This window comes from Mesorhizobium sp. M0923 (assembly GCF_040319365.1).
GTDB lineage: Bacteria > Pseudomonadota > Alphaproteobacteria > Rhizobiales > Rhizobiaceae > Mesorhizobium.
Genome location: NZ_JAMYNW010000042.1, coordinates 1 through 26,364 on the forward strand (window position 1 = coordinate 1; position 26,364 = coordinate 26,364).

General features: G+C 60.2%; 19 protein-coding genes and 13 pseudogenes. 18 read left to right on the top strand and 14 right to left on the bottom strand.

Annotated elements, in window-relative coordinates; all coding sequences use genetic code 11:
- Positions 1 to 397, top strand: a pseudogene (locus NKH89_RS34755) (transposase domain-containing protein); the annotation flags it as partial.
- 285 nt (positions 398 to 682) lie between these two features.
- On the opposite strand, the pseudogene NKH89_RS34760 reads toward NKH89_RS34755, so the two are convergent.
- A pseudogene (locus NKH89_RS34760) lies at positions 683 to 1,851 on the bottom strand (IS110 family RNA-guided transposase).
- A gap of 64 nt (positions 1,852 to 1,915) precedes the next feature.
- Between NKH89_RS34760 and tnpC the strand changes: the two are divergent.
- Positions 1,916 to 2,713 (top strand): annotated as a pseudogene (gene tnpC, locus NKH89_RS34765) (IS66 family transposase); the annotation flags it as partial.
- Positions 2,714 to 2,780: 67 nt separating this feature from the next.
- Here the strand turns inward: tnpC and NKH89_RS34770 are convergent.
- Positions 2,781 to 2,989, bottom strand: a pseudogene (locus tag NKH89_RS34770) (phage integrase N-terminal SAM-like domain-containing protein); the annotation flags it as partial.
- 176 nt (positions 2,990 to 3,165) lie between these two features.
- Here NKH89_RS34770 and NKH89_RS34775 point away from each other — a divergent pair.
- Positions 3,166 to 3,361 (top strand): annotated as a pseudogene (locus tag NKH89_RS34775) (glutamate dehydrogenase); the annotation flags it as partial.
- 86 nt (positions 3,362 to 3,447) lie between these two features.
- On the opposite strand, the gene NKH89_RS34780 reads toward NKH89_RS34775, so the two are convergent.
- Positions 3,448 to 4,488 (bottom strand): phosphotriesterase family protein, encoded by a 1,041-nt coding sequence (locus tag NKH89_RS34780; protein ID WP_352911777.1) that lies wholly within the window; start codon positions 4,486 to 4,488, stop codon positions 3,448 to 3,450.
- 337 nt (positions 4,489 to 4,825) lie between these two features.
- On the opposite strand from NKH89_RS34780, the pseudogene NKH89_RS34785 reads away from it, so the two are divergent.
- The 9 genes and pseudogenes from NKH89_RS34785 to NKH89_RS34825 form a co-directional block, all read left to right on the top strand.
- Positions 4,826 to 5,629: pseudogene (locus NKH89_RS34785) on the top strand (IS110 family transposase); the annotation flags it as partial.
- 38 nt (positions 5,630 to 5,667) lie between these two features.
- A pseudogene (locus NKH89_RS34790) lies at positions 5,668 to 5,784 on the top strand (penicillin acylase family protein); the annotation flags it as partial.
- 6 nt (positions 5,785 to 5,790) lie between these two features.
- On the top strand, positions 5,791 to 5,970 hold the full coding sequence (locus NKH89_RS34795; protein ID WP_352911780.1) for a hypothetical protein: 180 nt from the start codon (positions 5,791 to 5,793) through the stop codon (positions 5,968 to 5,970).
- A gap of 125 nt (positions 5,971 to 6,095) precedes the next feature.
- Positions 6,096 to 7,691 (top strand): ABC transporter substrate-binding protein, encoded by a 1,596-nt coding sequence (locus NKH89_RS34800; RefSeq protein WP_352911783.1) that lies wholly within the window; start codon positions 6,096 to 6,098, stop codon positions 7,689 to 7,691.
- Positions 7,692 to 7,697: 6 nt separating this feature from the next.
- Entirely contained in the window at positions 7,698 to 8,639 is a 942-nt protein-coding gene (locus NKH89_RS34805; protein ID WP_352911786.1) for an ABC transporter permease, read from the top strand.
- A gap of 1 nt (position 8,640) precedes the next feature.
- Positions 8,641 to 9,522 (top strand): ABC transporter permease, encoded by an 882-nt coding sequence (locus NKH89_RS34810; RefSeq protein WP_352911788.1) that lies wholly within the window; start codon positions 8,641 to 8,643, stop codon positions 9,520 to 9,522.
- Position 9,523: 1 nt separating this feature from the next.
- Positions 9,524 to 10,531 carry an ABC transporter ATP-binding protein gene (locus tag NKH89_RS34815; protein WP_352911791.1) on the top strand — a complete coding sequence of 336 codons (1,008 nt, stop codon included), beginning with the start codon at positions 9,524 to 9,526 and terminating at the stop codon, positions 10,529 to 10,531.
- Positions 10,528 to 11,550: an ABC transporter ATP-binding protein gene (locus NKH89_RS34820; protein WP_352911820.1), complete on the top strand. Its 1,023-nt coding sequence runs from the start codon at positions 10,528 to 10,530 to the stop codon at positions 11,548 to 11,550. Before NKH89_RS34815 ends, NKH89_RS34820 begins: the two co-directional genes overlap by 4 nt.
- Before the next feature lie 216 nt (positions 11,551 to 11,766).
- A pseudogene (locus NKH89_RS34825) lies at positions 11,767 to 12,532 on the top strand (transposase); the annotation flags it as partial.
- Between the two features lie 274 nt (positions 12,533 to 12,806).
- Here the strand turns inward: NKH89_RS34825 and NKH89_RS34830 are convergent.
- The 3 genes and pseudogenes from NKH89_RS34830 to NKH89_RS34845 all read right to left on the bottom strand — a co-directional run.
- Positions 12,807 to 14,044: pseudogene (locus tag NKH89_RS34830) on the bottom strand (IS256 family transposase).
- Between the two features lie 133 nt (positions 14,045 to 14,177).
- Positions 14,178 to 14,822: a hypothetical protein gene (locus tag NKH89_RS34840; protein ID WP_352911795.1), complete on the bottom strand. Its 645-nt coding sequence runs from the start codon at positions 14,820 to 14,822 to the stop codon at positions 14,178 to 14,180.
- A gap of 160 nt (positions 14,823 to 14,982) precedes the next feature.
- Positions 14,983 to 15,396 (bottom strand): annotated as a pseudogene (locus NKH89_RS34845) (IS21 family transposase); the annotation flags it as partial.
- Between the two features lie 197 nt (positions 15,397 to 15,593).
- Between NKH89_RS34845 and NKH89_RS34850 the strand changes: the two are divergent.
- The gene (locus tag NKH89_RS34850) at positions 15,594 to 15,860 is read left to right on the top strand and encodes a site-specific integrase (protein ID WP_352911798.1); all 267 of its coding nucleotides are present in this window, start codon (positions 15,594 to 15,596) and stop codon (positions 15,858 to 15,860) included.
- 361 nt (positions 15,861 to 16,221) lie between these two features.
- Here the strand turns inward: NKH89_RS34850 and NKH89_RS34855 are convergent, their stop codons facing one another.
- The 3 genes from NKH89_RS34855 to NKH89_RS34865 form a co-directional block, all read right to left on the bottom strand.
- Positions 16,222 to 16,725 carry a GNAT family N-acetyltransferase gene (locus NKH89_RS34855; RefSeq protein ID WP_352911801.1) on the bottom strand — a complete coding sequence of 168 codons (504 nt, stop codon included), beginning with the start codon at positions 16,723 to 16,725 and terminating at the stop codon, positions 16,222 to 16,224.
- On the bottom strand, positions 16,722 to 17,048 hold the full coding sequence (locus tag NKH89_RS34860) for a chorismate mutase (RefSeq protein ID WP_352911804.1): 327 nt from the start codon (positions 17,046 to 17,048) through the stop codon (positions 16,722 to 16,724). The genes NKH89_RS34855 and NKH89_RS34860 overlap by 4 nt, the downstream gene beginning before the upstream one ends.
- Before the next feature lie 345 nt (positions 17,049 to 17,393).
- Positions 17,394 to 17,936: a hypothetical protein gene (locus NKH89_RS34865; protein WP_352911807.1), complete on the bottom strand. Its 543-nt coding sequence runs from the start codon at positions 17,934 to 17,936 to the stop codon at positions 17,394 to 17,396.
- A gap of 73 nt (positions 17,937 to 18,009) precedes the next feature.
- Between NKH89_RS34865 and NKH89_RS34870 the strand changes: the two genes are divergently transcribed.
- Positions 18,010 to 18,630, top strand: a complete 621-nt coding sequence (locus tag NKH89_RS34870; RefSeq protein ID WP_352911810.1) for a hypothetical protein — start codon at positions 18,010 to 18,012, stop codon at positions 18,628 to 18,630.
- A 694-nt stretch (positions 18,631 to 19,324) separates the two neighbouring features.
- Here NKH89_RS34870 and NKH89_RS34875 read toward each other — a convergent pair.
- Positions 19,325 to 19,535, bottom strand: a pseudogene (locus NKH89_RS34875) (ATP-binding protein); the annotation flags it as partial.
- 307 nt (positions 19,536 to 19,842) lie between these two features.
- Positions 19,843 to 20,439, bottom strand: a pseudogene (locus NKH89_RS34880) (transposase); the annotation flags it as partial.
- 561 nt (positions 20,440 to 21,000) lie between these two features.
- Between NKH89_RS34880 and NKH89_RS34885 the strand changes: the two are divergent.
- The gene (locus NKH89_RS34885) at positions 21,001 to 22,032 is read left to right on the top strand and encodes a cupin-like domain-containing protein (RefSeq protein WP_352911813.1); all 1,032 of its coding nucleotides are present in this window, start codon (positions 21,001 to 21,003) and stop codon (positions 22,030 to 22,032) included.
- A gap of 513 nt (positions 22,033 to 22,545) precedes the next feature.
- Here NKH89_RS34885 and NKH89_RS34890 read toward each other — a convergent pair.
- Positions 22,546 to 22,851 carry a transposase gene (locus NKH89_RS34890; RefSeq protein ID WP_352911825.1) on the bottom strand — a complete coding sequence of 102 codons (306 nt, stop codon included), beginning with the start codon at positions 22,849 to 22,851 and terminating at the stop codon, positions 22,546 to 22,548.
- A 141-nt stretch (positions 22,852 to 22,992) separates the two neighbouring features.
- Positions 22,993 to 23,121: pseudogene (locus NKH89_RS35930) on the bottom strand (transposase family protein); the annotation flags it as partial.
- A gap of 358 nt (positions 23,122 to 23,479) precedes the next feature.
- Here NKH89_RS35930 and NKH89_RS35935 point away from each other — a divergent pair.
- The 3 genes from NKH89_RS35935 (at position 23,480) to NKH89_RS34910 (ending at position 25,964) form a co-directional block, all read left to right on the top strand.
- Positions 23,480 to 23,962: a hypothetical protein gene (locus NKH89_RS35935; RefSeq protein WP_502896987.1), complete on the top strand. Its 483-nt coding sequence runs from the start codon at positions 23,480 to 23,482 to the stop codon at positions 23,960 to 23,962.
- Between the two features lie 186 nt (positions 23,963 to 24,148).
- Positions 24,149 to 24,301, top strand: coding sequence for a hypothetical protein (locus NKH89_RS34905; protein WP_352911815.1), 153 nt, complete (start codon positions 24,149 to 24,151; stop codon positions 24,299 to 24,301).
- A gap of 1,216 nt (positions 24,302 to 25,517) precedes the next feature.
- Positions 25,518 to 25,964: an SET domain-containing protein-lysine N-methyltransferase gene (locus NKH89_RS34910; protein WP_352911816.1), complete on the top strand. Its 447-nt coding sequence runs from the start codon at positions 25,518 to 25,520 to the stop codon at positions 25,962 to 25,964.
- A gap of 98 nt (positions 25,965 to 26,062) precedes the next feature.
- On the opposite strand, the gene NKH89_RS34915 is transcribed toward NKH89_RS34910, so the two are convergent.
- A partial coding sequence (locus NKH89_RS34915; RefSeq protein ID WP_352911818.1) for a transposase occupies positions 26,063 to 26,364 on the bottom strand: 302 nt, incomplete at its 5' end.

Sequence of the window (26,364 nt, forward strand, 5' to 3'; positions counted from 1 at the left end):
ACGATCCGGACGCGCTGAAGGCGATGGTCCTGGCGCGCGACGTCGAGAACGCCCGCCTGATCCAGATCATCAAGGAATTGCAGCGTCACCGCTTCGGCCGTCGAGCTGAGACGCTTCCCGAGGATCAGTTGCTGCTGGGGCTCGAAGAGCCGCTGACGAGGAAGAGAACGAACAAGCATCTCCCGCAGAGCGTCTGGAGCGCGCCAGGAAGCGCCGGACCAACCGCGGCGCGTTGCCACCCCATCTGCCGCGGGTGGAAATGGTCGTCGACATCGAGGACCATGCCTGTCCGGGCTGCCGCAATGGTCTGCATCGCATCGGCGAGGACGTGAGCGAGCGGCTCGACATCGTTCCGGCGCAGCTGCGTGTGATCGTCGTGCGGCGGCCCAAATATGCCTCACATGGGGATTACATGGTCAAGTGTGATTTTCCTCCTTCGCACGGTCCAAGGTCTGAGCCCGATCACGTGACGCGGCCCGGTCGCCGGGCCTCATCCACCTCACATGCGGTCGCCGCTCCTGGCGGCAGCACCAATATCCCGCTTGCGGCGGGCGCAGGCTCAGGAAGACGAAACCATTCTGCCGATCGGCTGTTGAGGCCATGCATATTTTCGGTTCGCCCACCTGGATCCGAAAGGCTGATCAGGCCTTTGCGGAATGGGAGGAAAAGGGTGATGGAAGGGTCATGCGGTTTTCATGAGCGCTCCCTCGATGACGACGCCGGCGGTCGCGTATTTCCACAGCGCCACCAGCAGCTTGCGGGCGAGCGCGACGATCATCGCCTTCTTGAGGCGGCCGCCGTTGCGCGCCACCCGTTCGCTGAACCAGCGGGCCAGGCCCGAGGCCGGCTGATGGCGCAGCCACAGCCAGGCAAGCTCGACCATCGTCGTTCGCAGCCGCGGATTGCCTGCTTTCGACACGCCTTGTTCGTGATCGATCGTGCCGCTCTTCCATGGGGAAGGTGCCAGTCCCGCGTAGGCGGCCACCTGCCTGCGGTTGTTGAAATGCCGGAACAGCCCTTCGGCGTGGAGGATCGTCGCGAATTCCGGCCCGATGCCCTTCAGCTTGAGCAACATCGCCGCCGGCGTCGAGGCGTCCACGGCCGTCGCGGCGAGCAGCGCGTCGCGCTCGGCCTCCACCGCCTTGATCTGGCCGAGCAGCAATTCGAGACGGTTAAGTTCGCGGCCGATCTGGGCCTTCATGCGGGCCGGGAGGGCGCGGCCATCGCCGGTCCGCAGTTCTTCCAGGCGATCGCGCCGGTCGCGGCGCAAAGGCTCGTAGTCGCGGATGCCCTGGCTGAAGAGCAGGCCTTTGATGCGGTTGACGTGCTCGACCCGTTCGGCGACCAGCACCTTGCGCTCGCGGTTGGTCCGGCGGCGATCCTCATTCTCGGGCGTCGGCACCCGGACCATCGAGCAGACGCGCGGCTCACCCCGCTTGACGGCCAGCAGGGCGCGGATCAGCGCCTCGCCATCAAGCCGATCCGTCTTGGCACGACGGTGGCGGCGCGACACGGCGATCGATGCCGCATCGACGATGTGACTTTCGATCCAGTCCTCGCGGTTCAGCACCCGGTCGATCCAGAAGCCGTCCAGCCCCGCCTCCTGGATCACCACTAACGGATAAAGCGTGCCCGTGCGCGCCTCGGCCTTGCTGCGCAGCCCGGTGAGGCAGACGAGCAGCCCGGCACTGTCACCGCCGGCGCCATGTGGCGCGACATCTTCTCGCTGCCCGGTACAATCGAGGTGACTAGCCAGGTCGATCTGGACAGCTCCAGCGAGACGAAGATTGCGCCAAGATCCACGCGGACAGCGGCTTGTAGCTCGGATTGATCGGCGGTCGAAAGATGCATGAAAGGGCCTCCAAAGAGCGAGTTGCGATGGCCCACTCTGCCAGAGTGCGGGCCACGATCCACTCCCCATGGGATCTGCCGCGCCTGTGAGGATGTGGTGATCCAAGCTCCCGCACCCGCCCGGCTGATCGAAGGTGGTCTTCCGACCGAAGCGACGGTCGCCCAGGTCCTGGTCTCCAATTATGCCGATCATCTGCCGCTCTATCGTCAGGCGCAGATCTACGCCCGGCAGGGCATCAATCTCGATCGCTCCACGCTCGCCGACTGGGTCGGCCGCGCCGCCTGGCACCTTCGTCCGGTGCATGAGCGGCTGCTTGGCAAGCTGAAGACTTCACCGAAGCTCTTTGCTGACGAAACCACGGCGCCGGTGCTCGATCCGGGCCGCGGCAAGACGAAGACTGGGCAGCTGTGGGCCTATGCCCGCGATGACCGCCCATGGAATGGAAGCGACCCGCCGGGCGTCGCCTATGTCTATGCACCCGACCGGAAGGCCGAGCGTCCGATCGCTCATCTCTCAGGCTTCACTGGAATCCTGCAGGTCGATGGCTATGGCGGCTATCGTGTGCTGGCCGACAAAAGCGGCGTCACGCTCGCCTTCTGCTGGGCACATGTGCGCCGGCGCTTCTATGAACTGGCGGCAGCCGGTCCCGCGCCGATCGCCAGCGAGGCGCTGACACGGATCGCCGACCTCTATCAGATCGAAGACGATATCCGCGGCCGATCGGCCGATGAACGCCGTGCGATGCGTCAGGAAAATAGCCGCGCTATTGTCGCCGATCTTGAACCCTGGTTGCGCGAAAAGCTCGGCCTGATCAGCCAGAAGACAAAGCTCGCCGAGGTGATCCGCTACACGCTCTCGCGCTCTGTCGATAACATTTGCGACTTCTTGCGACTACCAAGTGTAAGCACAGACCCCGCTTTGCGACGGGCCGAATACAACACCCGCACATCGACAGGGCGATGACCAGATGCACCTGGAAAGCGCGGACGTCTTCAAGGCCAAGCCGGTCCGGAGAGCGTCCGAAAAGGCGGAAAACTTCGCCACCGCGTGTACGTAGGATCGTTGCGTGGCCGGCGACAGATTGCGGATCGTCATGTCCTCGATCATGCGCCGACGAAGTGGGCTCAACTCGACCATCTCATTGCTCCTGTTCTCGAGATTGCGCTTCAACAGCCGCAATCCTTCAAAATGGAAGCGTCACCCGCAAACCGATCCGCCAAATGCCGCGTTAGCTGGCTTCGTTCAATCCTATTTCGATTCAGCCTCAAATCGTTCCGCTCTAATGGCCCATTACCTGCCGGGGCGTTCAAATCCTGCGCTCCCGAGGCGCGAAGATCCTCCCCGAGCTCTATGTGAACGCGGGCGGTGGTGGTGGTGAGCTATTTCGAATGGGTGAAGAACCTAACCCATACTCCATTCGGCTTGATGGATCGGTGGCGGCGGGAGCGGCGCAACGATTCGATCGCCGCAGCGCTCGAGCGGATGACAGGCAAGACGTTTCCCGCCGAATGCTGGAGGCGGGCCGAAGACCGCGCTCGTCGGTTTGTATGGGTCTTCGCTTGAGGCGCGCCCATCGGACGCATCGGCCAAATTGCCTATACGAAGGTAAGAAGGCGTTTGGGATTATCGACAAGGATCGCGTTAATCTCCGTTTCGGAGAATCCGCGCTCCCGCATTAGGGGGACGACGTTCTCGAAAATGTGTGCATAACCATGGCCCCCGTAACAGGCTAGTCGTGTTAGCTGGCATATGTCATGGCTAATAACGATTCTTTCGAGGTGCCCATGATCGATTAGCATCCGAATGAGTCTCAGCCGTCCGGCGTCGTTAGGTGGCTCGATGTTAGCCCAAGGATAATATCCCTGCTCCTGGCCAAACAGATCGAACTCGATCACGCAACCAGTATCAGCTAGCTGTAGTAGTCGATCCACATCAAATATTGTTCGGTCAATGTGGCTCAAGATTGTCCGATCGATGCGACCGCCGTTGGCATCAACGAACTCCGCAATCTCCTGTGGCTGGTCTTCGTGACGTCCCGGGTGGATATTCACAGAAGCACCTGTCTCGACCTGCGCGATTAATGCTCCCTGCAACACTCTACGTTCCAACGATGTCCAGGGGACCTGACAGCCGATCTCGCCGATAATGCCTGCTCGTACATCCGTGCCCCAGGCTCCCTCGAGTACCTGGGACATGATTTCTTCAGCGAAGCTATCGACGGAGCGTGAGTCATTAGCTCGATCCTGTTTAGCGTCTACATAGTAGCCGCAACCCATCACGATCTGGGCCCCTGTTTTATGCGCAATCTGCACCAGTCCTTTCGGATCAGGTGAAAGACCACCGCAACTCAATTCGACCACGGTGCGACCTCCGGCATCAATCATATTCGTGATTTCTTGAGACACGGTCTCGACACTGCGACATACGAAATTTCTCGGCACTTTTACCCGTGAATAGTTGATCCTAAAACAGTTACAGAGCTGAATCTCAGGGCCGGGTTCCGACGCCTTCCAATCGCTGGGTGTAGCATCCCAAATCAGATGTTCGTGCATAAGTGTTCGACCGATTTCACCTGGCTCAACGAGCCCCGTCACGGTCTGAGCTCGGCCGCGCAGTTGTTCTCGAGCTAATCGCATACGTACCTCCACCTTTGTGTTAGCGATCTAACCGCATACGCACATCTACTTTGCGCTAGTCACTTTGGCAACATTTGTTTTTTTTTGTCTTAAATGGCGCAGATGGATCACGAACAGCGTCTGAGCTGTTATGATAGCATCTGCTGGACAGGCCCCAATTGCTCGCTACGCTGCTGCTGTGCTCCGGTTCGCCTCCGGCGAAGCTTCCAATACATAGGGTAATCGCGGGGTTACACCGGCGCGGTTGTGCTGCGTTGGAAGGGTGGCTGACCGGCAATAGGGTGAAATACGGGCTCACGACCATATAGTCGGGCCCAGCGTCAAACGGGAGACAACCATGAAACAGTTTATCAGCCTCGACGTGTCATTGAAGATACATTCGTCACGGTGCGCGAAGGAGGCAAGCGGATCTGGCGCGGCAATCCTGTCCGATCCGAACTGATAGCAGAGGTCATCCGCCAGCGTGCTCGGAACGCGGAACGAGCCCCGTTCGAACGGGCCCCTGGCGGTTTGGTTCTATCATGCGCTGACGCTGGAAGGCTTGCCGGCGATCTGGATTGATGCCCGCCAGGCCAAGGCGGCGCTGGATATGGCGCCGAACAAGACCGACGCAAATGACGCGGACGGGCTCGCACATCTTGCCGAGGTCGGCTTTATTACCGCGAGGCGCGCGTGAAGAGCTTTGACAGCATGCTGGTTCGCACACTGGTCGCAGCGCGCAATCAACTGCTCAAGATGACAACCCTGTCCAACCAGATCCGCGGTCTGATGAAGACGTTCGGCCTGGTCGTTCCCAAGGGTGCGGGGCGCGTGTTCGAAGACCTGTGCGCAGCCTATTGGCGAATAATGCCGGGCTCGAGCAGATTATCATACCGTTCCTCGAGGCTGGAAAGGCATGCGCGCCCGCACCGCCGAATTGAGCAAGCAGCTTGTCGCTCCGGCCCGCGCAAGTGAGCAATGCCGGCTGCTTTGCGTCGATCCCGGGCGTCGGCGCGGCAACGGCTTCCTCCTTCGTTGCAGCGATTGAGACACCCGGAAAACTTCAGAAAGTCGCTTTCAGTCGGTGCTTGGATTGGCTTAACCACCGACGCTACCAATCGGGCGAAGCCGATACGACGGTCATATATCCCGGCTGGGTGACAACCGCCTGCCACAGCTAGACGTAATGGCGCAGGCGAGCCAATGATCCCAGGCATATCGATGGGACACAATGGAACAGCTGCTTTTGGCCTTACAATCTTTGGTGCAGATCAAGAACACACTTATATATATAACTCCGAAAGAGTGTGGCTATGATGGTGGTTGGAAAAGATCCGGCTATTTGAGGCATTCATTCCGGGCAAAAGACATCCAGATAAGCTGGTTCAACTGAAGTTCTTCCGTCGCGGACCTGTGGCTTATCAGGATGAGAGAACAACCGCTTTCCCGGTCAGAACCGTGGTTGCGGAGCAGATCCAATCGATGCAAACCCAAATTGAATGAAACGTATGTTGCCAACGTCGCGATTACGATCTATGGTTTTTTGCCAGCTACGGACGCGCACGGGCTTTCTTCGATCCCGCCGACGACCATGCATCAGCCAGAATAACTCAACAGGGGAACTGCACATGAGAATCTCTCGACGCAACCTTATTAAGACAGGTTTGGCCGCCGGCACGGCCTTTTCGATCCCTTCTCTCTTGCGGGCGCAGACAGCAACCGACGCACGGACGGTTCGATGGGTGCCTGCGGGGGACCTCCGCGTCTTCGACCCGATCTCGACGACGGCTGGCATAACCGCCGACCATGGATTGGCGATTTACGACACGCTGTTCGCACTCGATTCCAAGTTTGTGCCGCAGCCGCAAATGGTGGGGAAGTGGGGGGGGTCCGACGACAAGAAGACCTATACCTTCGAGCTCCGGGATGGCCTAGGCTGGCACGACGGCACCCCCGTCACTGCGGCAGACTGTGTGGCGTCGATCCGTCGCTGGGGACAGGTGGCTCCCGGCGGCCAACTAATCATGGCGCGGGCCAAGGATATCTCGAAGAAAGATGATAAAACCTTCACGATTGCGCTCAAGGAGCCGCTGGGGCTCCTGATTGATATTCTCGCGGACGTTACGGCGCCGTTGCTGTTCATCATGCGCGAGAAGGACGCGAATCGCCCTGCGACCGAGCAGGTGACGTCGAATATCGGATCGGGGCCGTTCAAGTTCAATCATGAACTCGCCAGGCCCGGCGCGAGCTTTACCTATGACCGCAACGATGAATACGTTCATCGCAAGGAGCCGACTGACGGACACGCCGGAGGGAAGATCGTCAAGGTTGATCGCGTTGTGTGGGAGAATATCGCCGATGAACAGACTGCCTTCGCGGCCTTGCAAGCAGGTGAGGTTGACTATCTTGGCTTGCCACCCGTCGATTTTTACTCATTGATCGAAAGTGATCCCAACCTAGTACTCGAGAGTACGGGGGGTGACGACAACATCATGCGCATGAACTGTTTGCAGAAGCCGTTCGACAATGTGAAAGCGCGCCGGGCGATGCTTCACCTTATCGATCAGGAGGCGTTCATGCGCGCAGCAGGGCCCGTCCCAAAATATACCGACGTCGTTACTTCGATATTCGGGAAGGATACACTGTATTCCAACGATGAAAACACGGGATGGTACAAGAAGCGCGGCGATCCGGAAAAGGCCAAACAGTTGTTTCAGGAAGCCGGATATGCCGGCGAGAAGGTCGTCGTTCTCCAACCCACGAACCGCCCGCTCTTTGACAGAGCCGCGCAGCTTTTGGCGGGCGAACTGCGGAAGATAGGGGTCACTGTCGAACTTGCGCCGAGTGACTGGGGTGGGGTTGTTACGCGCCGGGCGAACAAAGGCCCCGTCGAGAGCGGTGGCTGGAGCATCTTTATCACCAACGAGTCCGATTATTCTCTCAGCAATCCGCTCGGTACGCCCTTCCTGACGGCGAGTGGCGACAAAGCTTGGTACGGCTGGCCGAAGAACGACGAATACGAAGCTCTGCGGGCCAAGTGGGCGGATATCGAAACGCTTGAAGAACGCAAGGCGCTGGCCCGCAATATGCAACGAATTTGGTGGGACTTTGTTGGCGATGTAAGGTTGGGATATTCTGTCTCGACGATCGCGCGCCGCAAGACGCTCACTGGCCTCATCGTCAAGCCGCTGCTCGATCCAATGTGGAACATGCAGAAGGCCTGAGCCCAAATGGCTGACTACCTCCTTCGTAGATTGGTTTCGACCGTCGCCGTCATGGCGATGGTCGGAGTTTTGGTCTTCCTGCTTCTCAGGCTGGCGCCCGGCGACCCGGCGGCCATCATGGCCGGCGACACAGCGACACCAGAGATGATCGCCGGCATCCGCGAGGAGCTGGGCCTGAACGATCCCATGCCGGTTCAGTTCATAAATTGGGTGCGGGACATGATCGGTGGCGATTTCGGCACCTCGATTTTTGCCGGACGACCGGTTCTGGAGCTGATCTCGCAGCGGCTGGAACCGACCCTTTCCCTGTCAATCCTGACGATGATCCTTTCGGTATCGGTCGGGGTTTCTTTCGGCATCCTTGCCGCGTGGCGAACTGGCGGTCTCATCGACCGCCTCCTTGCGGCCTTTTCGGCGTTTGGTTATTCCGTCCCGGTCTTTGTCATCGGTTATTTCCTCATATACTTCTTCGCCATCAGGACACACTGGCTACCGGTCCAGGGATATGTGCCGATCGATGGTGGCCTCGGGCCTTGGTTTGTGCACCTGATCCTTCCCACCGTGGCTTTAGGTCTTGGCTACATTGCATTCATCGCCCGGGTTACGCGGGCCAGCATGCTCGAGGTCCTGTCGGAAGACTATATGCGAACGGCTGCTGCCAAGGGCGCTTCGTCCTATGCCATGCTTTTTCACCATGCCTTGAAGAATGCCGGCGTCCCAATCCTGACCGTGATCGGCATAAGCTTCGCCTATCTGATCGGCGGGGTTGTCCTCACGGAAACGGTGTTCAACATCCCTGGTATTGGTCGTCTGGTCGTGGATGCGATCAACAATCGCGACTATCCCATCATCCAGAGCGTGCTCATCCTGACTTCGGGTCTGTACGTCCTTATCAACCTCGCGGTCGATCTGGCCTATACGCTGATCGACCCCCGCATCCGGTACTGATATGTCACTCCTCTCCGCACCAGTTGAAGCCGCGCTGATCGGTCGGCTGCGACTTTCTGACCTCCCCCGTCTGGCAAGGCGGCATCCGCTGGTCATTGCAGGCGGCGGGCTGTTGGCGCTCCTAATCATACTGGCGCTCGCCGCCCCGCTTTACGCCGGCGATCCGGTGAACATGGATCCATTCAAACGCCTCCAGCCGCGTTCCGCCGAAATGTGGTTCGGGAGCGACAATCTGGGCCGGGACGTGTTTGCGCGAACGATCTTCGGCGCCCGGATCTCCCTCATGGTCGGGCTGATATCAGCGGCGTGCGCGGCTCTTGCCGGGGCTCTGATCGGTGTCATCGCCGGGTACAGCCGCAGCTTCGACAATGTCGTCATGCGGGTCATGGATGGCCTGATGTCGATTCCGACCATTCTGCTGGCGATTGCGCTCATTTCTCTGACAGGACCGGGGATTGGAATCCTCATCGTCGCCATTGCGATCCCCGAGACGCCGGCCGTCGCGCGGCTGGTTCGTTCGGTGGTTCTGGGTGTTCGCGAGCGTCCCTACGTGGAGGCCGCGCTTTGCGGCGGCGCGCGCCTGCCCAAGGTGCTGTGGCGGCATATCCTGCCAAGCACCATTCCGCCGCTCATGGTCCAGAGCGCTACTGTCTGCGCCAGCGCGATCCTGACGGAGGCGGGGTTGAGTTTCCTCGGGGTGGGCGTTCCGCCCGAGATCCCCAGCTGGGGCAACATGATCGCAAGTTCGCGCTTATATCTTGCCATAGCGCCATTGACGATCTTCGCCCCCGGTATCTGCCTTGCCGTCACAGTCCTTGCCGTCAACCTGCTAGGGGACGGTTTGCGCGACCTGTTCGATCCCCGCGCGAAGCGGAGGCGCTGACATGCTGATGCGAGAATCTGCAGAGGATAATGTGCTTCTCGACGTTCGCGACCTTGAGACGCACTTCTACGGCGAGGAAACCGTCACCCGGGCCTTGGGCGGCATCAGCTTCCAGGTAAAAAAAGGCGAGACGCTCGGCGTCGTAGGCGAATCCGGGTGCGGAAAGAGCGTTACCGCTCTCTCCATCCTTCGCCTGCTGCCGAAGCTGTCCGCCAGGACGGTCGGCGGCGAGATCCGTTTTCGCGGACGCGACCTCCTTGAACTGTCCGATCGGGAGATGCGAAAGATCCGCGGCGACCAGATCGCCATGATCTTCCAGGAGCCGATGACGAGCCTGAACCCCGTCTATACGGTCGGCCACCAGATCGCAGAGGCGGTGCAGATCCACACCAAGGCCTCACGGTCCGTTGCCATGGCGAAGGCCGAGGAGATGCTTCGTCTCGTCCGCATCGCGGACCCGGAGCATCGCGTGAACAACTATCCTCACGAAATGTCGGGCGGCATGCGCCAGCGCGCCATGATCGCCATTGCTCTCGCCTGCGCGCCGGAACTATTGATCGCCGACGAGCCGACGACCGCGCTCGACGTCACTATCCAGGCGCAGATCCTGCGGCTCATCGTCGATCTGAAAGAGCGCACGGGAACGGCCGTCATGTTCATCACGCATGATCTTGGCGTCGTAGCCGAGACATGCCAACGCGTGATCGTGATGTATGCTGGCCGGATCGTTGAACAAGCGAACGTGATAGATTTGTTTACGCGTCCGGCGCATCCCTACACTCAGGGCCTCATGCGATCGGTGCCTGACCGGCGGCGCGGCCGACAGCGCCGCCTTCCGGAAATCCCCGGCATCGTGCCAAATCTGCGCGAGCCCATTGTGGGCTGCAGCTTCGCGCTTCGCTGCCCGTTCGCGATCGATATTTGCCGCGAGAAGACACCGAGCCTGCGTGATGTCGGCCCGAGCCACGCCGCGGCTTGCTGGCGCGCCGAAGAGGTGATGGGCGCATGAGTGGTCCTTTGCTGAATGTCGAAAATCTGACGAAGCATTATCCTGTCGGTGCGGGAATCTTCAAGAAAAGCATTCCGGTGATCCGGGCGGTGGAGGATGTATCCTTTTCCGTCGAGGCGGGCGAGACTCTCTGCATCGTCGGCGAATCCGGCTGCGGCAAGTCGACTGTCGCGCGACTCCTGATGCGACTCGTGGAGCCGACCGGCGGGCGCGTGCTGATCGACGGGACCGATATTGCGGGCCTCAAGAAGGACGCGCTTCGCGCTTGGCGCCGTCGGATGCAGATGGTCTTTCAAGATCCTTACTCGTCGCTGAACCCGCGCCTCACCGCTGGACAGATCATCACCGAACCCGTCGAGAATTTCGAGCGCCTTGGCCGAAGGCAGCGCCAGGCACTTACCGCGGACCTGCTCCGGAAGGTCGGAATGTCGCCTGAGATGATGCACAGACTGCCATCCGAGTTGTCAGGCGGCCAGCGCCAGCGGCTCGGCATTGCGCGGGCGCTGGCCCTCCAGCCTTCGCTTATCATCGCCGACGAAGCGGTGTCAGCCCTTGACGTCTCCGTGCAGGCGCAGATTCTGAATCTTCTTCTGGATCTCCAGCAGCAGATGGGCATCGCCTTCGTCTTCATCTCGCATGACCTCGGCGTCGTGGAGCATATCGCGCATCGCGTCGCCGTCATGTATCTGGGGCGGATCGTGGAGCTCGCACCATCCGAGGCGCTGTTCGCCAGGCCGGTCCACCCCTATACAGAGGCGCTGATTGCGGCAGCTCCGGTGCCGGATCCGACGCGAGTGCGGCTGGAGGCGGCGGTTGAGGGCGAGGTCCCAAGTCCCATTAATCCGCCGAGAGGGTGCGCGTTCCACCCGCGCTGCCCGCTGGCGGTCGAGCGTTGCCGCATCGAGGCACCGCCATTGATGCCAATGGCAGACGGGCGCGTCGTGGCCTGCCACGTGCGCGCTCCGTCTACCGGCGTCGCAGGCCAACTGGCTGCGGCGGTCGTGTCGAGTACGGCATGAAGAGTAGTTAAAGCCGAACGGATTTGGTTGCAAGAGTCAACCAGAACGTTCACCCGGGAACGGTCTTATGGTCCTCCAAGTAGGGCCGGTTCGATTGCAACAAATGTTGCCGACGTCAAGATGGTAGTGGTCGGCGACCTTATCGCGTCGCCCCTGGAATCGAGCGCCCGCAACGCCCGCTGATGTTTCCGGCATTCGGTTCGATCCGTCTCAGGCAGCTGGAAGCATGGCGAGCCCCGGGTTTGCGCGATGGTGCGCGTCCCAACGCCGGCCGAAGAGGATCGTCGGCGTCTTTGCCGGGAACTGAAGACGTTTATTGGCGAACGCATCCAGCGTGCGAAACGGTTGAAGGGGTTGTTCTTGGCGCAAGGGCATTGCGGACTATCAACCTCGACAAAGGCCGCCGAGAACGCCTCGAGGAATTCCGCACCGGGGACGGCCAACCCCTGCCGCACTACTTGAAGGCGCTGGCCTTGCGCAGCTGGAGATTTATCGAACTTCTAAACCAGCAGATCGACGTGGTGAAGGCCGAGCGGGATGCACTGGCTGCGACCACGGGATCGGAGCCGGAACCGGTGCGGATGTTGCTCGGCTTCAAGGGCATCGGCACAGGCTTCGCCGGTGCCCTGTGATCCGAAGGCTGCCACCTGGCGTCTGTTCCGGACCGTCGAGAACAGACGCCAGGGCAGCCTTCGCGGGTCTTGCGCCGACACCCTGGAAGAGCGGCACGATCAATCAGGAACAGGGCGTCTTGAAGGCGGGCAATCCCCGCCTGCGCGCCATCGCCGTCAAGATGGCGTGGCTGTGGCTGCGACACCAACCGGGACCGGCCCTTGCCCTCTGGTATCACGACAGGGTTCGCCAGGTGGGCCCGGGCACCAAGAAAGTCTCGATCGTCGCCCTAGCCCGGAAACTGCTTGTCGCTCTGTGGAAGTTCGTCACCAGCGGCATCGTGATTGAAGGGGCCAGAATGAAAACCAGCTGGCCACGGACCCAGAGTCAGAAACTGTTTCCACCGGGACCCAATCAGTTCAGGCGGATCCGGGGGACGAGCCGGCGTATGGTATGGCCTCGCATGCCGAAGTTAAGAATTGTCCCGTCCTCCCGAACCCTGTCCGCAGGATGCGGAATCATGGTCGGCCGACATCATCGGCAACCGTATGTGAGTTTGAGCGCGCAGATCACTGACACGCGTTCCACAAAAAGGGTTCGGACCGAGATCCGAAAAATTCGAGGATCGTGCCCACTGGAGTGGGCTAGCTGACGGCATTAGTCGCCGTGCTCTCCGGCATGGGCCGGAATTGATCAGCGCGCCACTGCCGGCTGATGAGCGGATCATCGCTCATATGGCTGATGGTCTCGAGAGTCATGTAGCGCGCCCGCTGCACGGCCCATTCATTATTCTGTTCAAAGCAGCAACGCGCCGACGAGACGGACAATGGCATCGTCATTGGGGAAGATGCCGACGACGTCGTCCTGCGCTTGATCTCGACGTTGAGACGCTCGATCGGGTTGATGCTGCGCAGCTTGACGCGGTGCTCTTTCGGGAAAGTCATGTACGCGAGCACATCATGCTCTGCCTCGTCACATGCTGGTGGCGAGCTTCGGCACCTTGGGCCGGATCTGGTCGGCCATGATGCGCCATTACAGGCTTGCGGCCTCGGCCGTCTCCTGGGCGAAGCGATAAAGGCCGAGACGACACGGCGGCCGCTCTTGCCGGCATGCGCCAGCACGTTCCTCATGAAATGAACCCGGCGGCGCTGCCAGGTGGCGCATAGCACCTTGGTGACGGCCGCCTTGATGCCTTGATGGGCGTCGCAGACGACGAGCTTGACGCCGCGCAGGCCGCGGCGGGTCAGCTTGCGCAGGAACTCGGTCCAGATCGGCTCGGCCTCAGACGTGCCGACCTCCATGCCCAGCACCTCGCGCCGGCCGTCCGCGTTGACGCCGACAGCGATGATGACGGCGACCGAGACGATGCGGCCGCCGCGGCGCACCTTCAGGTAGGTGGCGTCGATCCACAGATATGGCCAGTCGCCCTCGATGGGTCTTTCAAGGAACGCTTTGACCTTGCCGTCGATCTCTTCGCACAGCCGGCTGACCTGGCTTTTGGAGATGCCGCTCATGCCCATGGCCTTGACCAGGTCGTCGACCGAGCGGATCGAGATGCCCTGCACGTAGGCCTCCTGGATGACCGCGGTGAGCGCCTTCTCGGCCATGCGCCGCGGCTCCAGGAAGCTGGGGAAGTAGGAGCCCTTCCTCAGCTTCGGGATGCGCAGCTCGACTGTGCCGGCCCGCGTCTCCCAGTCCCTGTCGCGATAGCCGTGCGCTGGACAAGCCGCAGCGGGTTCTTCTCGCCATGGGCCGCGCGGGTCGCCGCGCCCACTTCAATCTCCATCAGCCGCTCGGCGGCAAAGCCGATCATCTCGCGCAGGATATCGGCGTCGGGGGTCTTCTCCACGAGCCCGCGCAGGTCCATCATGTCGTTGGTCATCGGTGCTTCCTTCGAATCAGGTTGTGTCAGCAACCCAACCCTACCGAAGAACATCGATGACCACCGCTACGCCGCTCGCTCGCTACGGGGCTGTTGAGGGCGCGCGGGTTGAGCCGCTCAAGGAAGCGGTAGTTCAGCGCGGGTGTTGTCCGGCAGCGGCGTTCCCTCCGCCGTTCGGATGCTCTCCAGCCTGTCCGCCGCCTGGCGCAGGCTCAGCCGGAAGCTGCGGACGCCGAAGCGGGCGAGGATCGCCTTGATGCGGTTGATGAGCCGCGTCTGCTCGCCGACCAGGGTCCCCCCGCTCGCAGTTCGGCCGCCGCGCGTCCTCCTCTTCGAGCGTCGGGATCGCAGCCATGGTGCAATGGCGTTTCTCGCCGCGCAGCCAGCCGAGAAAAGCGGCATCAAAAGCTCGGTGTCGAGACGATCGGTCTTGGCGCGCCGGTGCTCGCGCGACACCGCTGGCGGGGTGGATGGCATAGGCCTCGATGCCGTGCGCCCGAAACCAGCGCGCCAGCCAGAAGCTGTCGCCGGCCGCCTCATAGGCAACGGCGATGCGCTTGATCGTGTGCCCGGCTCGGCCGGCTTCGTCGCGCCAGCGCTGCAGCAGCTTCAACAGTGCTGGCGCGTCGGCATCGATCTTCTTGAGGGGCTGGCGTTTGAGACCTGGAACAAGCGCGCCGACGAGCCACTTCGCCTTGCTCATTTCGATGACGGCGATGATCGTGTTATCCTGCTCGATAGCGGCAAGGGACCGGCTCGCGTCCAAAGATTGCGACATGGGACGCCTCCTTCAGACGGTGGTTGAAACAGCGAAGAATGCCACACCCTCGCTGCTCGCCCATAGCATCTACTCAGCGGGGCACGACCAATTCGAGAAACGTAATGACCTGAAAAAATTGATCTAGTCCTCCTCATGTGAGCCTTACATGAAGCGTGGCGTGGCGCCAGTCGAACTGGTAGGCCTCGCCCGGCGCAAAGCTCAACGGAATGTAGGCTTCGGCCGCGGCGCTGCCGCGATCCGCCTCCCAAGTCTGAGCATGCCGCCACACCGAACTGTAGCTGCCGTCATAGCCGAGGCCGCGAAGCTCCTCGAATATGCGGATCAGTGTCAGCCGCTCCCGCTGAGACTTGGCCGCATTCGCCGATAGCAGTCGATCCGACTCGTCACGCCATGCATCCATCCGGGGATAAGGCTGATGCTTGCGCTCGTAGCGGAACTCTGTCTCCTCGGAACGCAAAACCTTGCGCACCACCTTCCGGGAGATCTTCAGTTCCCGGCAGAGCGCCTTGATCGACTTTCCCTGCACCAGCGACAGCCGGCGTATCTTTGCAATCGTCTCCATAACCAACATCCAAAACACAAATGCCTCCGAATCAAACCGGAGGCATCTTGATGACCCCATCGTTAAGGGGTCCCGTTTGGACGAAAATCACCTCCAAACAGGGTCCTAATTCCATGAAAAATCACATCCATCCAAGCATCGACCAGCCTGGCCCGCGACCGCGAAATGGCTGCCCACGATGGCGTGAAATACGTGCCCGAGATCGCGTGAAATTGCCGCCCACATTCCGCGAAATGCGCCATCCTGACCAGCCGATCGAGCCGTGGGGGTTGCATTCCGCCTGCCGTTCGGCGGTTGCGGCGACGGGTCTTTCCAAGCACGTCACCGTCCATACGCTGCGGCCGCCGATCGTCCGGCAAGCTGCTCACGAAGGTCGCCGGATCAAGCCAAAATTCGGTCGTGCCACCGCTGCACGCGACGAAACCGCTATCGCGTCAAACAGCGTGCCCTACTATCTCCATAATAGCGGCTGACAACCCGCGCCTTACTTCAACTCGGCTTATGTGAGGTCGCCGCCAATGTATGGGCCGTCAGAGGAGACCTCACATAACCCTCCAGATTGAACTAAGCCGCTTCTCGCGGCAATTGGTGCCCGCTTTGAGAGATGCCTCCTGTCTGAGAGGATTTGGGTGTTGCAAACCATCGAGCAGCATTTCCTCCACATCGCGCAAGCTCCGATTGAAGCGGAAGTAGGGCCAGACAGCACGGGCACGATTTCGATCGGATAGCGGTGGTTCTTGTAGGTCGGTGCACCCACGGTCATGGGCGCTGCTACCTCAATTTTCTTGACCGCTCAATCAATGTGACAGCACCCCTCCTTTCGATGATGGCTCTTTAGGCCTGCAATCGATGCCGGAAATGCAAACGCGGCTCTCCGTGAATTGTGGTGGGCGGCAGGGGCGTCGCGCCCAGCTTTTTCGCTACCGCCTGGGACGCCAGATTCTCGGGATGGATAAAACTGATGAGCGGCGGCAGGCCGAGATCGCATGCGCTCCAGAGCTGCACGCGCCGTGCAGCTTCCACAGCATAGCCGCGGCCCTCGAAACCGGCGTAGAGGCTCCAGGAGAGCTCCGGCTCGTCGATATAGGACGGGTGCCACAGGCCTACACGACCGACGACGGAACCGGTTTCCTTCAGTTGGACGGCAAACATGCCGTGACCGTTCAGCACCCATTCGCCAAGCATGGCGGCGAAAGCCGTCCAGGCCGTCCAAACACTTTTCGGCCCGCCCATGTAGCGCATGCGCTCCTCGTCGGCGAGGAACGCCGCATAGGCAGGGAAGTCCTCCTCCCGCCAGTTACGCAGCACCAAGCGCTCACTTTCAAGCGTCGGGATCATGGCTGCGCCTTGACCTGGAGTGCGCCCGCTGCCGTCTCGGTGGCGATCGCCTCATGATAGCAAATCACCTCCCGGATGGCGAAATTCAGGACCTTCTCAGCGGAATCCAGGTACATATGCGTGTCGTCGGCCAGCCGGCGCAGGCGGGCGATCTGCACGCGCTCGGGCTCGACCGGCAGGCTGTGCGCGGCTTTGATCCGCCCTGCAGCCTTCGTGCAGCGGAAGGGCTCGGCCAGCGTATGGGTGAGCGCTGCGTCGATGTTATCGATAGAAGCTCGCAGTTCATTGAGCTGTGCCTGAATCGGCCATGTGCCGGCACTCATCCCCTGCTCCTTATTTCTTCCGCGAAGACGGGCAGGCGGCCACTGGCCAGCAGTCCCGGCAAGCCGCTTCCAGGAAGGCCGGGCAGCCGCTTGGGCAAGCGCGGGGTTCGCCCTTCGATGAAAAAGGGATCGTCGGTAGTTTGAAGTTAAAATGGAATACATCACCCCTAAGCTCCGGGAGGCACAACGCACGGCCGCCGTGTCAAAGTCATCGAAGCAATCTGCGTGCCAGATTGGCGCAAGGTCCTTCTCCGCGCCTGGCGCCCCGGTCTGCCACTCTTTGGGAGTGTCTCTAGCCGTTTTGCAAGGAAGAACCTGAAGCATTCGACAAGTGATCGAGTGAGGTCATGTGTAAGCCTTCGATCGCGGCTTTCCATCCGGCCCACTGCTTGCAGCGGGTTGTTGTTCGGCTTGCGACATTTTTTGTCCGAACCCGACAATGAGGTCGTGCCCCGCTGAATGGTGTAGCTCGGCGGTAGCGAAGCCGCTCGTGAGCGCGCGCTCAACAGCGCCGTAGATGCTATGGGGGAGCGGCGAGGGTGTCCATCTTTTGGCGCTGTCGAACCAACCAAAAGGAGCGCCCCCATGTCGCAAGCATTTGACGCGACCCGGTCCCTCGCCGGCTTCAACCGAGATACGACGTTGGTTGTCGTGGTCGAGATGAGCCAATCGAAGTGGCTCGTCACAGCGATTGTTCCAGGACTTGAGCGCCGACCGCTCAAGAGACTCGATCCTGATCCGCAGATACTGCTGAAGCTGTTGCATTGCTGGCGCAACGAAGCCGAGCAGTCGGGACAACTGATTAAGCGGATCACGGTTGCCTACGAGGCTGGACGCGACGGCTTCTGGCTGGCGCGCTGGCTGCAGGGCCGGGCCGTCGAGGCTCATGTGATCCATCCCTCGCGCGTCGCGGTGTCGCGCGAACACCGGCGCGCCAAGACCGATCGTCTCCGAGCTTTTGATGCGCGCCTTTCTCGGCTGGTTGCGCGGCGAGAGGCGCCACTGCAGTATGGCGGAGATTCCCACAGTCGGGGACGCACGGCGGCCGAACCGCGAGCGGGACAGCCTGGTGCGCGAGCGAACGCCGATTGTGAGCCGCATCAAGGCGATCCTCGCCCGCTTCGGCATTCGCGCCTTCAAACCTATTTTGCGCGATGCCAAGCAGCTGGAATATCTGCGCACCGTGGAAGGCACTTTGTTGCCAGAGAACACGCGCGGCGAACTGAGCCGCAACTTTACCCGAAGCGGCTGCTACACGAACAGATTCGCGAGATCGAACGCGAGCGCTTGCGCCGGCTTCCCGCAGCTTCCACGGTACCTGCGGCGGAGCAAGGGGCGCATGCGATGGTTCGTCTGCTCGCGCGGGTCATCGGAATTGGCGTCGAGACGGCAGACATGCTGGTCCATGAGATTTTGTGGCGCGAGTTACGCGATCGAAGAGCGATCGCCCGGTACGCGGGTCTCACCGGGGCGCCGACGAGAGCGGCAAACGCCGGCGCGAGAAAGGGCTCGCACGGGCCGGCAATGCGCGCGTTCCTACGGCATGATCCTGCTGGCGTGGCGCTTTCTACAATACCAATAGGACAGCGCCCTTGCCCAATGGTTTACGGCGCACACCGCCGATGGTCGCCGCGGCACGAGCAAGACAATAGATCGTGGCACTGGCGCGCAAACTGTTGAGCAATGTGGCGACTGGTCACGACTGGTGAACCCGACAGGCGTCGTTTTGCGCGCTGCATGATGCCAGAAGGGGGGAGACAGCCGATCCGGCGGAGCGGAAGAGGTCTGCTGGCAAGGATTCCGAGGTGGCGGTGAAGCCGATCGCTCACATGGCCTCTCAAGCCGCGCCCGTAGAAGGGGCCCGCCGCCCCGGCGCTTCGCCCGTTGATGCGCATGGCTGCATCATGGTTTTGCGATCCGCGAGGATCAACCGCATACAAGCTTGCGGCGCGTTTACCGCGTCTGATGGCGAGCTCCCCTCGGAATTGCCTTCGTTTGTTCAGGTCTCGCCGACCCAAACTGCCTGCCGCCGTGCTCGTGACCGTCAAGGACAAGTCGCTGCGCGATGGGTGCCTGGCGGCCCCACTTTTTACCATCACTACGCGCGGCAGCGAGCGCGAGGTAGGTCGGGACGAGGAGATGGTCGCCCAATTGGCCGAACAAGGAGATGAGAAAATGAACTAGGAGCAGGCTTGACAATCATCGCCGCATACAGGCGAGCGGCACAGCGGCGCTCATTGATGTCCCCGGTAAAGGTCGGGTTGCTGACCCCATTCCTCGATGGTGACGACGACTGCATGTGGAGAAGCCTGTCGAGCAGCGCGGCTGCGACGACAGGATCGCCGAAGACCTCGCCCCATTCGGCAAAGCCGCGATTGGAGGTGAGGATCATAGCGCCCTTCTCGTAGCGCGCGTTGACGAGCTGGAAGAACAGATTTCCGCCGCCGGGCACAACCGGCAGGTAGCGGTCTCGTCGACCACGATCAGCGACGCGCGGATAACGGATGGGTTCGCGCAGGAGGTAAGCGAAGCGATGATGTCGCGAGCGTGGAGAAGTAGACGCTCTTTGCGCTTCCGGTGCCGGGCGGGCCGAGGAGATGAACCACCTCCGCTCTATTGATGAACTTCAATTCGGCCAGCGCCATGATGCGTTGCGTCGAGCGACGGCTGGAAGGTGAAGTCGAAGCCGGCGAGCGCTTGATGCGGCATTGCAGCCAGCTGGGATCTCGGTTCGCCTCCTGGATCCGCCGAGGCTGATCAGGCCTCTAGGCATGAGTGTATCGGTGTGATCTCGTCAGACAGCCTTCATGGCGGCACCTTCGATGACGACGCCCGCGGTCACGTATTTCCACAGCGCCACGAGCAGCTTCCTTGCAAGGGCGACGATGGTTGGCGTTTGAGGCGCCCCTGATTGCGCATCACGCGTTCGTGGAACCAGCGGGTAAGCGCTGAACTCGGTTGATTGCGCAGCCACAGCCAGGCCAACTCGATCATCGTCGTTCGCAGCCGGGGGTTGCCGGCCCTCGAGTCGCCTTGCTCGTGCTGGACCGATCCGCTCTGCCAAGGCGTCGGCGCGAGCCCGGCATAGGCGGCGACCTGCCGGCGATTATCGAAGTGCCGGAACAGCCCTTCCGCGTAGAGGATGGCGGCACACTCGGGGCCGATACCCTTGAGATCGAGCAATGTCGCTGCTGGAGTTTTGGCGACTTCGATTGCCAGCAGAGCCTCGCGCTCGGCTTGCATCTCTTTGATCTGGCTATCACCAGTTCGAGTCGGTCGAGCCGCGACGGATTTGCCTCTTCAGATGTTCTGGCGGTGCGCGGCCGTCGCCGGTCCTCAATTCCTCAAGCCGATGTCGCCGGTCACGTCGCAGCGGCTCGTAGCCGGTGATCCGAGCATCTCTGCGCAGGTTCACAGTGGCTCGCCCGGACGATACAGGCACTTGGTCACGCGTGTGCATCTCCGCTGTACCCAACGCGATGACGTTACCAGGGACGGGCGAGCCTGGTGAGTTCTACCGGTGCCGACAACGATCGTGTGGACGGCAAGGCTGGGACGAACTCTTCGCCATTCCGGCACGCCGCTGCCGCCGCCCGAAGAGGAGCTTCAGACTCCCCAGCCGATTTCTGTTTCCCGAGATGCGTCCTTGCCGGGACGCTGCACAGATTTGGTCGCTCCGACGCGTGCGGTCCCAAGGAGCCGCGAACACCACTTCGCCCCAACCGTTCCAACGCAAACATGCGGCGATCCTTACGATCGACCATAGAGAGAGCCCTGAGCCCGACAGGCGCAGGGACGACAGAAGGTCCGTATTCCGTGACCAATCGCAGCCTGTGTCGATCGACGGCACTTCGAAGCCTACCAAGATTAATAGTTGAGAACCTGGGCGTATAGTTTACCACGTTCACAATGCCTTGTCGTTGGAGGGACTGCGGGCGGAATATGCATCTGAATGCCCGCGCACTTTCGCTTCATCATGACGATAGTTACCGTTTTTCATGTTCGTCTTGCAAAGGATATCAAAATGGTTGGAGATATAGTAGTACCCACACAGACTCGCAATAATCGTCCTCTGTCCACGCTCAAAGATTCGGGTTGGACATTTGTTCCAAACGTAACTGAACTATCTGTCCGAGAATTTACTGCTACTTACCGAGATTCCATGCGGCCGGTTCTCTTACGTGGAGGGTGCTCTGCTTGGACGGCCTGTCAGCTATGGTCGCCACAGTATTTCGAGAAGGTCGCCGGATCAGTTACTGTACCAGTCAAAACGCTTAGCGACAGCGAGATCAACGTTTCATCTTGGAAGCTCTCAGAATACGCGCGTTTCGTCAAGGAATCACAGCCGTGCGAGGATGGAGACTCCACATCGATTCCGACAGCTACTCCGTATTGCCACGACATTCCCCTGCTAGGCCTAATAGAAAGCTTGGCGGAGGATTGCCAACCTTTTCCGGCCGACTTTCTTAGCCCATCATATCGTCGGCATTGGTGGCGCTACTCGCAGTTTTTCATGGGCCCTGAAGGAGCCGTTACCCCACTCCACTTCGACACGTTACTTAGTCATAACCTCTTCTTCCAGATTTTCGGCGCGAAGCAGTTCACCATCCTCCCGCCCAGCCAAATCATCCATTGTGGACGCCGCGGTTGGCGGTGGTTCGATGTGGATCCCGAGCAACCGGACTATGTACGTTTTCCAGAGTACAAGGGGACGACACCCGCTGTAATCACCGTAAATGCTGGTGACATCTTGTACATGCCGCCCGGAACGCTCCACCACGTTCGTAGCTTATCGACTTCAATTTCCTTCGCTATCGATTTTCATACGAAACAGAGCGTATTAGATGCGCTGTCGCAGTCAAACGAGGGAATGCCGGATGAAGTGATCTATTACAATGCGATTGCGGCACTCTCGGCAATTGGCGGAATATCTGAGAGCATAACGTTTCCGTTATACAGTCCATATTTGAGCTATATTAGCTGATAAATGAGCCGTGGATAGTCATTTCTGAGCTAATTCTGGATAATACACAATTCCGGCGCGATGTCGCCGCCACCGCGAATTTGGCGGAGCGGTCGATGACCGCTCCTTGCAGGCGGCGGTCCAGCTGTAGACGGTCGCCCTGCTGCCTTGGGAGCCGCGGGGCTTGATTTCGGTCCACAGTCTACCCGTTGCGCTGGCCTTCCTCCCACCGCTTATCGAGGTAGTCTCTAAAAGGATCCATGAGGACGGAGCGCGAGGGTGGCCGCCTGTGCTCGGGCTCACCGCCCGCTGCAAGCCAGCGTTCGACAGTTCTCACGTTCATGCCAATCCGCGGCGCGATCTGTCGCGGCGAAAGGCCGGGGCCCCGCAGGTCAAGGATCTGGGCATAGAGCTCACGGCGCTGGTTGCGCCTCGACTGGCGCAGGCAATCAAGTTTCCGGGACGTCTCTTCCGGTGGTTCCGGCTCGGCTTCAGCGTTTCCGGCCATCTCTCGCCCAGGTTCTGGAGAAGATGCTAGCGGTCGGCGACCTGCGTTGCATTCGGAGCACCGCGACGGGCGCCCTCAGCATAAACGCCGGCACGACCGCGAGCGATGATCTCGATGCCCGGATGGCATTCCAGCCATGATGCGACCGTGTCGGCATTCCGATCCGGCAATAAATACAGCATGCGGTTGCGCTCCAGATCGCAGATCATCGTTCCGTAGCGCTGTCCTTTACTCCAAGCCCAGTCGTCGATGCCGACCACACGCGGCGCTCCCAGGGGCTCGAACCCTGCCGCGCGGATCATCCGCAACAGTGTGTAGCCGCTCACCGGCATGGCGAGTCTGTCCGACAGGCAGAGCCCGGCCCGCCACCCGCCGCGAACCCGATCGCCAGCTGGCTTTCGCCGAGCCGAACCGTGCGTCGAGCTTTCGGTTGAACCGGTGAAGATCCGGCGCGGGCATTGATGATCGGCGCATCGAAACCGTCGCGCGTGAGGCTGGATTTCGACAACCAGCCCCTGCCACGGCACATCGCTCAACCGGCGCATGTAGTGACTGTGGACGCGGCGGGTTCGGCAGCCGCAACATGGACAGCACGAGTCCATCGCCTTCGGCCGGGCCACAAGCACAACCCTCTCGGCCTACGGCAGAATTTGGACAATCGAAAGCTCGGGCGAAATCAGCGAGCGGAAGGCATGGAGCACGGGCAAATCACGGCGTCGACTGCAATTCCGACTCTATGAACTTATTCGCACCATCCGTGAATCCCGCAACCTGCACCAAATATGATACTGTTGGCGAAGTCAGCACTTTGAGCTCGACGAATGGAGAGAGCCTTGATTCCCTGGGTAGTCCCACTGATTCGAGGAGTATTGAATGTCGTTGCGGCCAGACCTTTCAGTCGGAATTCCTGAGGAAACGATGCGAGTCGCCAAAGCTGCTTTTCCGCGAGGCTGCGTGCTGATGATCCTGCGCGACGATTTGGGGCCGATCTTCCATGACCAACAGTTCGCGTCGCTTTTTCCCGCGCTCGGTCAGCCTGCCCCGCGACGCCATGGCGCCTGGCGCTCATCACCTTACGGCAATTCGCCGAGGGTCTGTCGGATCGACAAGCGGCGGATGCCGTGCGAAGCAGGATTGACTGGAAATATCTGCTGGCTCCCTTGCTCACCGATGCCGGCTTCGACCACACGGTCTTGTGCGAGTTTCGGGGCGCGCCTGATTGCCGGTCGGGCGATATTGTTTGACGCTGTTCTCGACATCGCCAACTCGCGCCATCTCGTGCGGCCTGACGGTCGTCAGCGCACTGACTCAAGCCGTGTTGTCGCGGCGGTGCGCGGTCTCAACCGCATGGCCGGGATCACCGAAGCCATGCGCCATGCCTTGGAGGTGTTGGCTGTGGCAGCGCCAGATGGCTGCGAGTGCAGGCAGCGCCTCATTGGGTGAGCGCTACCATCGGCCAACATTAGCAACCCGGTTGCCTCGCAAGGAACGGCGCGTCAGAACCACGCCCCCGAGATTGGAGAGGATGGGCACCGTTTCCTGGCGGCGATCTTTGCCGCGGATGCGCCTACACGGTTGCGCGCGATGCCGGCCGTCGAGACGTTGCGCCTGATGTGAGTGCAACAGTTTATGCTGCTCGACGGCGAGATGCATTGGCGCACGGCGGCGGATGGCATTCCGCCGGCCGTTCTGTTCGTCAGCACGCCGCACGATGTTGACGCTCACTACGCGCGCAAGAACTTAGCCTCGTGGGTCGGCTACAAAGCTACAAAGTGCATCTGACAGAGACGTGCGATGCTGATGCGCCGCCGATGATTACGCATGTGCGAACGACCACGGCGCCGGTCGCCGACGACGAGGCCACAGAACCCGTTCACGAGGCCCTGGAACAACAGGGTATTTTGCCATCCCAGCACTTCGTCGATACAGGCTATCTCAGCGCTGGAATTCTCTTGAGACCCGACAACGCTTTGGAGTAGATTTGATTGGGCCTGTTCGTCGCGACATGGGCTGGCAAGCCCTTGCGGGCAATGGCTTCACTGCCGACGCCTTTCAAACAATTGGGATGAACGCCGCGTCACCTGTCCGCGGGGGGTACAGTTCCAGTTGGACTGCTGCTACCAACAATGGTGCAATCTCGGTATTCAAGATCAAGTTCTCCCGCAAAGACTGCGGTGCTTGCTCCGATCGCGTCGATTGCGCAGGGGCACATGCAAATCGCTGCAGCATGACGCTGCGCATGCAAGATCAACACGAGGCGCTGAAGGACGGGCGCCAACGATAGCAGACAGCCGATTTCGCAAAACTATATGCCTGCCGAGTTGGAATCGAAAGACAATATCATACGCGGTGCGCGCCTTTGGCATGCGCCACGCCCGCTACCATCGGTCAAGCCAAAGCCCACCTTCAGCATCTTGCCACAGCCGCGGCCATGAATCTCATGCGTTTGGCGCGCTGGATCACCGAAGACCCCGTCGCACGGACAAGGACATCGCACTTCACACGTCTCATGGCTCAAGCAGCCCCGGCGTGACTTCGCCAACAGTATCAAATATGCGGAAGAAGCCCTGATTGACGCTGCGCTCTCAGGTTGATTGCCGCGCCGCAACCCACGCTTATTGGTAGGTGTGACGGGCTTCAGGACGAGCTATGTTCGCTCTCGAAAACCGAATTGTTGCAGAATTCTAATAAAGAAGTGAGTCTGTTCCGACACGAGGTGAAATACCGACCTAGCGAGTTGTTGACCTTTGTCGAGGGGATGCTCCGCCTTCAGGCAAAGCGTCGGACATACCAGCGATGGCAATATTTGGATTGGCTAAGCCTTCAAGGACTGTCCGCTAAAGAGGAGGTTTGCGGCGAGAACGGCGAGCCTCGCAGGGAAGCGGGATCGACCCCGGCCGTCGACTTCTTCGACTTCTTTGAAGTCAGCATACTGGTGAAGTACGGTCGCAAGTTCAAAACGACCTCTTCAATGGCGCATGCAATCTAGGAAACGCCCATGCTCAGTCACAAGAAAGCACATACGATGGTCGATAAGGTCTTTGACTGCAGTAGCGCCGTATATGTCAAAAATGTTCCTCGAAAAGGACGCGGCGTTTTTGCAAATCTAAAATTCAAGATCGGAGATATAATTGAGCTTGCTCCAACATGGGGATTCGATGACACGGCAAAAAATCTGTTAGATCACACAGGGTTATTCGAGTATTATTTCGTACGGCATGATCGGCAACTCAAAGATGATCCTAAAACAGGCTACGTTGTTTTCGGGTTTATCTCAATAGTGAATCATTCTTCGAACCCAAATGCCAAAATAGTTTGGACTGATGAAGAATCCGGCGCGTGGGCTCGCATTGTGGCGATAAAGGAGATAAACGTGGACGAGGAAATAACACACCGCTATACGAATATATCCGCTTATCCCGATACTATTAATTTCGTTGAATGAGGTTAAAAGGCGGTCTCGTCCTATTGTAGCCACGGCCATTACCGATGCCGGTGGTCAGACCTACCCACGAGAACGTACGTGAGAGTCCGTTTTGAAATTCAAGGATGAGCGTTTCGGCGGATGAGGTTTGCGCCCATTGCGACGAGGATCATTGCGTGAGAGACGTCGATGCGCTGCTCGTAGTCGCGCACGAGGCGGCGCCATCTTGTCATCCAGCCGAAGGTCCGCTCGACGACCCAGCGTCGGGGCAAGACTTCGAAGCCCTTCTGGTCATCGGATCGGCGGATGACCTCGACCACGAAGTCCAGATAGGCGGCCTTGTCCATGAGCATTAGCCGATCATAGGCGCCGTCGGCGAACAGATGCTTCACCCAGGGCCAGCGCTGGCGGATACCATCCA